The sequence below is a fragment of the Mesorhizobium sp. M0437 genome, from assembly GCF_040321335.1.
In the GTDB taxonomy this organism is placed as follows: domain Bacteria; phylum Pseudomonadota; class Alphaproteobacteria; order Rhizobiales; family Rhizobiaceae; genus Mesorhizobium.
This window is the reverse complement of the sequence record NZ_JAMYRK010000072.1, coordinates 17,518-27,786: the sequence shown is the minus strand read 5'-3', so window position 1 is coordinate 27,786 and position 10,269 is coordinate 17,518. Positions and strand designations below refer to the sequence as shown.

The 10,269-nt window shown below is 62.9% G+C and carries 12 protein-coding genes; 8 read left to right on the top strand and 4 right to left on the bottom strand.

Going from position 1 to position 10,269, the window contains the following annotated elements; all coding sequences use genetic code 11:
• Positions 1 to 138: 138 nt before the first annotated feature.
• The gene (locus NKI72_RS29315; protein ID WP_352851549.1) at positions 139 to 516 is read left to right on the top strand and encodes a DoxX family protein; all 378 of its coding nucleotides are present in this window, start codon (positions 139 to 141) and stop codon (positions 514 to 516) included.
• Between the two features lie 30 nt (positions 517 to 546).
• Here the strand turns inward: NKI72_RS29315 and NKI72_RS29310 are convergent, their stop codons facing one another.
• Both NKI72_RS29310 and NKI72_RS29305 read right to left on the bottom strand, forming a co-directional pair.
• Positions 547 to 1,269, bottom strand: a complete 723-nt coding sequence (locus tag NKI72_RS29310; protein WP_352851547.1) for an SDR family oxidoreductase — start codon at positions 1,267 to 1,269, stop codon at positions 547 to 549.
• Positions 1,266 to 2,117: an SDR family NAD(P)-dependent oxidoreductase gene (locus NKI72_RS29305; protein WP_352851546.1), complete on the bottom strand. Its 852-nt coding sequence runs from the start codon at positions 2,115 to 2,117 to the stop codon at positions 1,266 to 1,268. The genes NKI72_RS29310 and NKI72_RS29305 overlap by 4 nt, the downstream gene beginning before the upstream one ends.
• Before the next feature lie 105 nt (positions 2,118 to 2,222).
• Between NKI72_RS29305 and NKI72_RS29300 the strand changes: the two genes are divergently transcribed.
• Positions 2,223 to 3,095, top strand: coding sequence for a helix-turn-helix transcriptional regulator (locus NKI72_RS29300; protein WP_352851545.1), 873 nt, complete (start codon positions 2,223 to 2,225; stop codon positions 3,093 to 3,095).
• A gap of 101 nt (positions 3,096 to 3,196) precedes the next feature.
• Here NKI72_RS29300 and NKI72_RS29295 read toward each other — a convergent pair whose 3' ends face one another.
• On the bottom strand, positions 3,197 to 3,838 hold the full coding sequence (locus NKI72_RS29295) for a TetR family transcriptional regulator C-terminal domain-containing protein (protein WP_352491100.1): 642 nt from the start codon (positions 3,836 to 3,838) through the stop codon (positions 3,197 to 3,199).
• Between the two features lie 243 nt (positions 3,839 to 4,081).
• Here NKI72_RS29295 and aptA point away from each other — a divergent pair, with 243 nt between their 5' ends.
• The 6 genes from aptA (at position 4,082) to NKI72_RS29265 (ending at position 9,826) form a co-directional block, all read left to right on the top strand.
• Entirely contained in the window at positions 4,082 to 5,410 is a 1,329-nt protein-coding gene (gene aptA, locus NKI72_RS29290; RefSeq protein WP_352471500.1) for an omega-aminotransferase AptA, read from the top strand.
• A gap of 124 nt (positions 5,411 to 5,534) precedes the next feature.
• Positions 5,535 to 5,966 (top strand): endonuclease domain-containing protein, encoded by a 432-nt coding sequence (locus NKI72_RS29285; RefSeq protein ID WP_352769131.1) that lies wholly within the window; start codon positions 5,535 to 5,537, stop codon positions 5,964 to 5,966.
• A gap of 3 nt (positions 5,967 to 5,969) precedes the next feature.
• Positions 5,970 to 7,220 (top strand): Zn-dependent hydrolase, encoded by a 1,251-nt coding sequence (locus NKI72_RS29280; protein WP_352851543.1) that lies wholly within the window; start codon positions 5,970 to 5,972, stop codon positions 7,218 to 7,220.
• Positions 7,221 to 7,536: 316 nt separating this feature from the next.
• Positions 7,537 to 7,917: an endonuclease domain-containing protein gene (locus NKI72_RS29275; RefSeq protein ID WP_352453399.1), complete on the top strand. Its 381-nt coding sequence runs from the start codon at positions 7,537 to 7,539 to the stop codon at positions 7,915 to 7,917.
• A gap of 86 nt (positions 7,918 to 8,003) precedes the next feature.
• Positions 8,004 to 9,455, top strand: a complete 1,452-nt coding sequence (gene hydA / locus NKI72_RS29270) for a dihydropyrimidinase (protein WP_352851542.1) — start codon at positions 8,004 to 8,006, stop codon at positions 9,453 to 9,455.
• Positions 9,456 to 9,484: 29 nt separating this feature from the next.
• Positions 9,485 to 9,826, top strand: coding sequence for a hypothetical protein (locus NKI72_RS29265; RefSeq protein ID WP_352471506.1), 342 nt, complete (start codon positions 9,485 to 9,487; stop codon positions 9,824 to 9,826).
• Between the two features lie 35 nt (positions 9,827 to 9,861).
• On the opposite strand, the gene NKI72_RS29260 is transcribed toward NKI72_RS29265, so the two are convergent.
• Positions 9,862 to 10,266 (bottom strand): cupin domain-containing protein, encoded by a 405-nt coding sequence (locus NKI72_RS29260; protein ID WP_023675871.1) that lies wholly within the window; start codon positions 10,264 to 10,266, stop codon positions 9,862 to 9,864.
• Positions 10,267 to 10,269: the final 3 nt, after the last annotated feature.

Here is a 10,269-nt window from a genome sequence, read left to right as displayed (position 1 = left end):
CATGTAAACCACCCGGACGCGGGTTGGGGTGCCGTATTCTCCAACCCACCCCGACGACCCATTGTTGGCGTGGTAGCCGTGGCACGGGGGCGGGGCCGTGCCGCCCCCGGCCTCTTTTCTGCCCAAGGACCCGACAGCATGTTTTCAAACTTTGATAGTGAGGTCCTATTCGCCGCCCGCCTGCTGCTTGGCGGCGCCTTTGTCTTTGCCGGCCTGCGCAACATTCAGAACGCGGCGTCGGTGAGCCAATTGATGACGACGCGCGGCGTGCCGCAGGCACGGCTGGTGCTGTGGCTGGGGATCGTCCTGCAAATCATTGCGGGAGCACTGGTGATCGCGGGCATCTGGACCGCTCCGGCGGCGGCATGCCTGATCCTGTTCCTGATCGTCGCCACGCCGATGTTCCATAACTTCTGGGATCATCAGGGGCCTGAGCGCGCGTCCCGCATCAACGGCTTTGTCGGCAACGTCGCGCTGGCCGGAGGATTTCTGGCGCTGATCGCGCAGTCGCTTTGACAACGACTGATGCCTCTTGGAGGCAGCCGCTCACGCCGCATACCGCAAGCCGCCATCACAGGTCAGCACTTGGCCGGTGACGAAGCTGTTCGAAACCAGGAACGCAATTGCCTCGGCGACGTCCTCGGCGCGGCCGATACGGCCGACCGGCGTCTTGCCGGCATAGTCGGCAAACACCGCATGGCGCTGTTCATCGGGTAAAAAGTCCCACCAGGGCGTGTCGATGACGCCTGGCGCCACGACATTGACGCGCAACGGCTTGAGCTCCATCGCCAGGATCGGCACCACGGTCAGCAGCATGCCGTTGACGGCGGCGATGCCGGCGACGCCCGGCGCCGACAATTGTGCCGACACCGCCGAGATGAAAGTCACCGAGCCGCTCTTGTTCAGCGTCGGCAAAGCGGCCTGCAGGCAGGAGAGCTGTGGCCGGACCTTCTCGTCGACGCCGCCGCCGATGTCGGTCAGGTCAAGTGTTTCGAACGGACCGAGCCCCTTGCCGCCGCTGGCGGCCAGCACCAGGTGATCGAAAGGGCCGAGATCGTTGAAGAACCGGCGAACCTCGTCCGGCTTCGCGGCATCGAAGGCAGCTTTTTCGACCGCGCCGCCAAGGCTTTGCCATGCATTGTCGAGCCTTTCCCGGTTGCGCCCGGTGATCGTCACCTTTATGCCCGGGCCAAGCAGCTTTTTCGCGGTGGCGAGGCCGATGCCGGAGGAGCCGCCGACGATCACGGCGTGCTGCGTTTTCTCGGTCATGAATTTTCTTTCTTCGATGTTGCGGAAACGGGTGCGAGCCCGACAAGGCCGAGACTCAATTCGCGCAACTGCTGCCTCGCCTTCACGTCATAGGCTTGCGCATCGGCACGGGATTCTCTCTGGCCGTCGAAATAGAGGCCGCTTCGCCCTTCCAGCGTGGGCGATGTGGCGAGGTTGATGATGGCTTCGGCGCCGGTTTCGACCGAGCTCCACGGCGTGATGCCCGCCTGCCGCACCATCGTGGTGTTCATGTAGCTTGCCGGATGCAGGCTGTTGACGGTCACATTGGTGCCGTGCAGCTGCTCCGCCAGGTCGATGGTGAACATGATCTGCGCCAGCTTGCTCTGGCAGTAGGCACGGACGCCGTCATAGGAGCGGGTCAGCATGACGTCGTCGAAGTCGATCGCCTGCTGGCCGGCCGAGGCGACGTTGACGATGCGCGACGGCGCGCTGGACTTGAGCAGCGGCAGCAGCTCCATGGTGAGCAGGAAGCCGGCGAGATAATTGACGGCAAAGCGCAACTCGTAGCCGTCGGCGCTAACCTGTCGTTTGGAGTTGGGGCCGGCTGTGCCGACGCCGGCATTGTTGATAAGGATATCGAGCCGCTTGGTCCTTGCGCGCACCGCCTCGGCGAGGCGGCGGACTTCCGCCAGGGAGGAGAGGTCGGCGACCAGCAGCTCGGCCTTGCCGCCGGCGGCTTCGATTTCGGCCACGGTCGCCTTGCCCCTAGTCGCGTCGCGGCCATGCACCAGGATACGAGCGCCGCCGGCGCCGAGGCTTTGCGCGACGACGCGGCCGACGCCGTCGGTCGATCCTGTGATGAGGATTGTCTTGTCTTTCAGTTCCATGTTCAGAGCCTCCATGTCATCGCTCTGAACGGAAAGATGGGGCACCGGCCACTTGCCAAACAGTTCAAACTTTATCCTGGTATCGATACTGCTATAATAGCACCGATGGATTCACCGACACACTCCGCCGAAGACAGCCGCCGCCGCGAGCTTGGCGCCTTTCTGCGCTCGCGGCGCGAAAGGCTGACGCCTTCGGCCACCGGCATTTCGACCGGCCTGCGCCGGCGCACGCCCGGGCTGCGCCGCGAGGAGGTGGCGATGATCGCCGGCGTTGGCACGACCTGGTACACCTGGCTGGAGCAGGGGCGCGACGTCAGGCCATCGGTGGAGGTGCTGACGGCGCTCAGCCGGGCGTTGCGCCTGGACACGGCCGAGCAACGGCATCTGTTCATTCTTGCCGGCCGCCCGCAGCCGGAGCGTCGCGTCGACGCGCCGGAAAAAGTCGATAGCCCGTTGCTGCACATGCTGCAGAGCCTGGTCCTGCAGCCGGCCTATGTCCTTGGGCGGCGCTGGGACGTGCTGGCCTGGAATTCTGCCGCGGCAGCCGTGTTCGGCGACTATGGCCTGCTGGAGGGCGATGCCCGCAACATCGTCCATATGGTTTTCACCAGCCCGCAGCATCGGCGCCTGCTCGTCGACTGGGAGGAACTGGCGCGTGCCGTGCTGGCGTCATTCCGGGCGGAAAGCGCCAGATATGTCGGCGACCCGGATTTCGAGCGGCTGATCGCGCTGATGACACGTTCAAGCCCGGAGTTTCGCGCATGGTGGCCGCTGCGCGATGTGGCTCGCAACCTGTCGGGTGTGAAGCATGTCAGGCATCCGACGGCAGGCGCCATGGCGTTCGAGCATATGAGCCTTTCGATCGACGACGGCTCGGACATGAAGCTGATCGTCTACACGCCGCTCGCCGAGCAGAACTCGATCGCCAAGCTTGAACAGCTGCTGGAGACACTTCCGGCCGAGCGGCGCAGCGCCTGAACCCAGCTTCGTCATCCTGGGGTCTGCGCTGCGTCGCTCCGCTCCTTGCTGCGCCCCAAGATGACGAAGCAATGGGGGAGGTTTGCGACAGCCGAGCTGCCTCAGCCCTTCGGCTTCAGCCCGTCGATGAACAGTTGCTCGAGAAACCTTGCGGCATCCTCGAAGCGGCCGTCGCCGCCGCGGTCGGGGCCGAGCACGGCGCGCACCTGGACGTCGAAATCGGCGTAATGCTGCGTTGTCGCCCAGATCGAAAAGATCAGGTGCCAGGGGTCGGTGCGGGCGATCTTGCCGGCGCGCATCCAGCCCTTGATGACGTTGGCTTTCTCGTCGACCAGCGTCTTCAACTCGCCTTCCAGCATCGGCATGATGCGCGGCGCGCCCTGCAGGATCTCATTGGCGAACAGGCGGCTCTCGCGCGGGAAATCGCGCGCCATTTCGAGCTTGCGCCTGATGTAGCTGCGCAGTTCGGTCAAGGGGTCGCCGATATCGTCGAGTTCGCGCAGCGGCGCCAGCCAGGTGTCGAGAAGCCGCTGCATCAGCGTCTTGTGGATGTCCTCCTTGCGGCGGAAATAATAGAGCAGGTTCGGCTTCGACATGCCGGCGGCTTCAGCGATCTGGTCGATGGTCGAGCCGCGAAAACCATTGGTCGAGAAGACTTCGAGCGCGGCCTCCAGGATGAGCTCGCGCTTTTCCAGCTGGATGCGGGTGCGGCGAGGAGCGGAGCTTTCGACCGCCCCCGTCACCCCGAAAAACCTTCGCTGGGAGGAGTGTCTGGACCAATTCTCTGGACCAGTTTTTCCTCGCCCTGTGGAGCGCACTTCGAAAGCCGCATTTCCGCTAGTAATCCCTTGACCGCTGATAAGGCGGTGCTAACGTTTGTCCAACCGGTCAAAAATTTGCGTAGCACGAAAACGTCGCGAAGACCAAGCGTTGGTAAGACCAAGCGTTAGCCGCACCGAAACAGGTTACAAGGGGAAGTCTTGGTCATGTCCAACCGGCTGAAAGTCACGCCGAACGATCTCAGCGCATTCTGGATGCCGTTCACGGCAAACCGGCAGTTCAAGCAGGCGCCGCGCATGATGGTGTCGGCCAAGGATATGCACTACACGACCAGCGACGGGCGCAAGGTTCTCGACGGCACTGCCGGCCTGTGGTGCGTCAATGCCGGCCACTGCCGCCCGAAGATCACCGAGGCGATCCAGAGCCAGGCGGCCGAGCTCGACTATGCGCCGGCGTTCCAGATGGGCCATCCGATCGTGTTCGAGCTGGCGAACCGGCTGGTCGACATCGCGCCGAAGGGCATGGACCATGTGTTCTTCACGAATTCCGGCTCGGAATCGGTCGAGACCGCGCTGAAGATGGCGATCGCCTATCACCGCGCCAAAGGCGAGGGCTCGCGCACCCGTCTGATCGGCCGCGAACGCGGCTATCACGGCGTCAATTTCGGCGGCATCTCCGTCGGCGGCATTGTCACCAACCGCAAGATGTTCGGCACGCTGCTCGGCGGCGTCGATCACATGCCCCACACGCATCTGCCGGAAAAGAACTCTTTCACCAAGGGCGTGCCGGAGCATGGCGCGGAACTGGCGAACGAGCTGGAGCGCATCGTCGCCTTGCACGACGCCTCGACCATCGCCGCCGTCATCGTCGAGCCGGTTGCCGGTTCCACCGGCGTCATCCTGCCGCCGAAGGGCTATTTGCAGAAGCTTCGCGAGATCTGCACCAAGCACGGCATCTTGCTGATCTTCGACGAAGTCATCACCGGTTTCGGCCGTCTCGGTACGCCGTTTGCCGCCGACTATTTCGGCGTCACGCCGGATATCATGACCACGGCGAAGGGCGTCTCCAACGGCGTCATCCCGATGGGCGCGGTGTTCGTGAAGAAGGAAATCCACGACGCCTTCATGACCGGCCCCGAGCACATGATCGAGTTCTTCCACGGCTACACCTATTCGGGCAATCCGATCGCCTGCGCGGCAGCGCTGGGCACGCTTGACACCTACAAGGAAGAAGGGCTGCTGACGCGCGGCGAGGAACTGGCGCCGTACTGGGAGGACGCGCTGCACTCGCTGAAGGGCGAGCCGAACGTCATCGATATCAGAAACATCGGCCTGATCGGCGCGATCGAGCTGGCGCCGATCGCCGGCCAGCCGACGAAGCGGGCCTTCTCGGCTTTCGTCAAGGCGTTCGAGCGCGGTGCATTGATCCGCACCACCGGCGACATCATCGCGCTGTCGCCGCCGCTGATCATCACCAAAGGCCAGATCAACGAATTGATCGACCACGTGCGCGAAGTGCTGAGGGCGGTGGATTGAACCAGGTGCAGCTTTCCCTCCCCCTCGAGGGGAGGGTGGCCGCGAAGCGGCCGGGTGGGGTCGGTGCGGCAGTGCGCCAGCCTGACCTTCGGCCGCATAGGTGCCTGTGATGCCCCGGACCCGCGTGAGCTTCGAAATGCGCCAAAAGGCGCGCGCGCTTCGAGTACATGCGACCAAAGGCGAATCGCTGCTTTGGTATGAACTGCGCGAATTGAAATCGGCTGCGATGAAATTCCGGCGCCAGTGTCCGATCGGGCCTTATATCGTCGACTTTGCCTGCATTGCGGTAAAGCTGGTCGTTGAAGTCGATGGTGATCTGCACGAACAGGAGAAGGGCAAACGGCACGACGCCGTCCGTGATGCCTATCTGCGATCGCTCGGGTTCGATATCTTTCGCGTCGATGAGCCCGATGTCATAAACAGCGCTTGGCATGTCGCACAAGTGGTCAAGGATAAGGTCGCGCGCATGTCAGCCGATCCCACCCGACCGCTTCGCGGCCACCCTCCCCTCGAGGGGGAGGGGGACGCTGGCGTGCCACAACCAATGAGGTTTTAGAATATGGCCGCCCCCGGCGAGAATCTGCGAATCAATTCAGACCGTTTGTGGGATTCGATAATGGAGATGGCGAAGATCGGCCCCGGCATTGCCGGCGGCAACAATCGCCAGACCGTTACCGACGAGGATGGCGAAGGGCGGCATCTGTTCAAGCGCTGGTGCGATGAGGCGGGGCTCGAAATGGGCGTCGACGAGATGGGCACGATGTTTGCCCGTCGCGAAGGCACCGACCCCAGCCTGCCGCCGGTCTATGTCGGCAGCCATCTCGACACCCAGCCGACCGGCGGCAAGTATGATGGTGTGCTCGGCGTGCTCGGCGGGCTGGAGGTCGTGCGCTCGCTCAACGATCTCGGCATCAAGACAAAGCATCCGATCGTCGTCACCAACTGGACCAATGAGGAAGGCGCGCGCTTTGCGCCGGCAATGATGGCGTCCGGCGTGTTCGCCGGCGTGCTCGATCAGGCCGACGTCTATTCGCATGTCGACAAGGACGGCAAGAAATTTGGCGAGGAGCTCGAACGGATCGGCTGGAAGGGCACCGAAAAGGTCGGCGAACGCAAGATCCACGCCTTTTTCGAGCTGCATATCGAGCAGGGCCCGATCCTCGAGGACGAGGGCATCGACATCGGTGTCGTCACCCATGGGCAAGGGTTGAAATGGCTGCAGGTGACGCTGACCGGCAAGGAGGCGCATACCGGCTCGACGCCGATGCCCAAGCGGCGCAATGCCGGGCTCGGCATGGCGCGGGTGATCGAGTTGGTGCACGAGATCGCCATGGACTATCAGCCCGACGCCGTCGGCGCGGTCGGCCATATGGAGGTCTATCCGAACTCGCGTAACATCATTGCCGGGCGCACCGTCTTCACCATCGACATCCGCTCGCCGGAAAAGGAGGTGCTGGACGCCATGGACGGCCGCATCCGGGAAGGCATCGACACGATCTGCGACGCGCTCGACATCAAATATCAAATCGAGCAGGTCGGCCATTTCGATCCGGTCACTTTCGACGCGGGCTGCGTCAAGGCTGTGCGGGATGCGGCGGAGCGCCTGGGGTATACGCATCGCAATATCGTCTCGGGCGCCGGCCATGACGCTTGCTGGATCAACCGCGTCGCACCCACCGCAATGGTGATGTGCCCCTGCGTCGACGGTCTCAGCCACAACGAGGCAGAGGAAATCACCAAGGAATGGGCAGCGGCCGGCGCCGACGTGCTGTTCCATGCGGTGGTGGACACGGCGGGGATTGTGGGGTGAGATGTTGGCGCCGTACCCCCACCCCTAACCACTCCCCACAAGGGGGAGGGAGACTTCCGTTGGCACTGACCTCGGCAAATTGCCTGCCTTTCGGCGCCAAAAGGGGAAGTAAGGGCATGCGGCAGCGTTCCCTCCCCCTTGTGGGGAGGGTTAGGGTGGGGGTCCATCTTCGTAAGAATCCAAATGCGATTGCCCTGCCACAAGGGGGAGGGGGACTAGCAATGCCGACGTCTTTTTCTATGGCGAAAGCTTTGATGGGTTCAGCTGTGACAGCGCGGCACCAAGCCTCCCTCCCCTTTGTGGGGAGGAATTGAGGGTGGGGGTACTCGTCTTGGCACCGACCGCGATCGATCCAGCCGCCATCAAACGTGCAAGAATGTTGCGCCGGAACATGACAGAGGGCGAGCGTAAGCTCTGGTCCGAGCTGAAGGAGTTCCGTCGCCTCTACGGGTTACATGCAAGGAAGCAGGCGCCGATTGGGCCTTATATTGCGGACTTCGTTCTGCACGAGAAGAACCTCGTCATCGAGGTGGATGGAGAGCATCACTTTATGCCGGAGCAAATGGAGAAGGACCGCATACGTGATGCATGGTTTGGCCGACAGGGCTATCGTGTGCTCAGGTTTTCGACTGGAGACTTGGCAAATTCCTTCGATGGTTGCGTCGAGGAGATATTGCGGGAAGTTGGAGTCATGTAGAGGCCGTTCAGGGTTCCTCGACGCTGAACCGACCTGATCAAGCAAGGCGCTCACAAGAAGCGCGAAGAGAATAAGGGAACAAGAAAATGTCCAAAGTCATCAAGAATGGCACCATCGTCACCGCCGACCGGACGTGGAAGGCCGATGTGCTGTTCAAGCACGGCAAGATCATCGGCATCGGCTCGGATTTGCATGGCGACCATGAGTTCGACGCCAGCGGCTGCTATGTGATGCCGGGCGGCATCGACCCGCATACCCATCTCGAAATGCCGTTCATGGGCACCTATTCGGCCGACGACTTCGAATCCGGTACCCGCGCGGCCCTTGCCGGCGGCACGACCATGGTCGTCGATTTCTGCCTGCCGGCGCCGCAGCAATCACTGCTCGAGGCCCTGCAGATGTGGGACAACAAGACCTCGAAGGCGTCCTGCGACTATTCCTTCCACATGGCGATCACCTGGTGGGGCAAGCAGGTGTTCGACGAGATGGCCACCGTCGTCGACAGGGGCATTACCTCGTTCAAGCATTTCATGGCCTACAAGGGCGCGCTGATGGTCGATGACGACGAGCTCTATTCGTCGTTCCAGCGCTGTGCCGATCTTGGCGCGCTGCCGCTGGTCCATGCCGAGAATGGCGACGTGGTCGCGGCGCTGTCGCAGAAGCTGCTGGCGGCGGGCAACAGCGGCCCGGAGGGGCACGCCTATTCGCGCCCGCCTGAAGTCGAAGGCGAGGCGACCAACCGCGCCATCATGATCGCCGACATGGCCGGCGTGCCGCTCTACGTCGTGCATGTCTCCTGCGAGCAGGCGCACGAAGCCATCCGCCGGGCGCGCCAGAAAGGCATGCGGGTATTCGGCGAGCCGCTGATCCAGCACCTGACGCTGGACGAGAGCGAATATTTCAACAAGGACTGGGACCATGCGGCGCGCCGGGTGATGAGCCCGCCCTTCCGCAACAAACTGCACCAGGATTCGCTGTGGGCCGGCCTGCAGGCCGGGTCGCTGCAAGTGGTGGCGACCGACCATTGTGCCTTCACCACCAAACAGAAGCGCAACGGCGTCGGCGACTTCACCAAGATCCCGAACGGCACGGGCGGGCTCGAGGATCGTTTGCCGGTGCTGTGGACGACCGGCGTCAACACCGGCCGGCTGACGATGAACGAGTTCGTCGCGGTGACCTCGACCAACATCGCCAAGATCCTCAACATGTATCCGAAGAAGGGCGCCATCGTCGAAGGCGCGGACGCCGACATCATCGTCTGGGACCCGAAGCGCAAGAAGAAGATCACGGCCAAGAAGCAGCAGTCGGTGATCGACTACAATGTCTTCGAAGGTTTTGAGGTAACCGGCCTGCCGCGCTTCGTCTTCTCGCGCGGCGAACTGTCGATCGAGGAAAACGAGGTCAAGGCGAAGCCCGGCCATGGCGAGTTCGTCGCTCGCGAGCCGAACGCGGCGGTCAACCGGGCGCTGTCGACGTGGAAGGAAATTTCCGCGCCGCGCAAGGTGGAACGGACGGGCATTCCGGCGACGGGCGTTTGAGCTTGGCGAGCCACGGAGCGATTATCTCAATGGCCGCAGTGATCCTTGGCGCCGGGCCGGCGGCGGCTGACGTCCTTGCCGGCTCCTTTGGCAATGAGGTCGGTTGCGCTGGTGTACGGCTCGGTTATCAGGACAGCGACGATTATGTCGTGCTGACCGCCGACGGCGTCGAAACCTATGGCAGCGGCTGCCAGTTCGCACAGCGACTGACGACGGCGCCTGGCACCCTGTTGTTGAGCTCCACCTGTTTCGCCGAGGGCGAGAAGGGCACGACCACGGATGTCGTCAAGGTCATCAACAGAGGAGGGGACGGTTTCTTCGTGACCATTCCCGGCCTTGAGGAGATCGGGCCGCTGAAATCATGTTCGTGACGGTGCCGATGACGACCGCCGCCTCGATGCCGGCGTCAGGCGACCAACCCATCCAGTTCCGGCAGCAGGACGACGCTTTCCTGTTCGTTGGGATCGGTTCGGGCAATGACCGCCGAGGCGGGGCCGTCGCTCAGATTGGCCGGCAGATGCGGCACGCCGGGGGGAATATAGAAAAGATCGCCGGCCTTGACCACGATATGCTGTTCGAGCCGGTCGCCATACCAGGTATGGACTTCGCCGGAGAGCACATAGATCGCGGTTTCATGGTTTTCGTGCATATGCGCCTTGGCGCGGGCACCCGGCGGCATGGTCAGCAGATGCATGCAGATGCCGGACGAGCCGACTGTTTCGGCGGCGATACCGGCGAAATAACTCAGGCCCTGCTTGCCTTCATAAGAGCTTTCAGGGCGGATAAGATGGCAAGTCGGTTTGGGCGACATCGG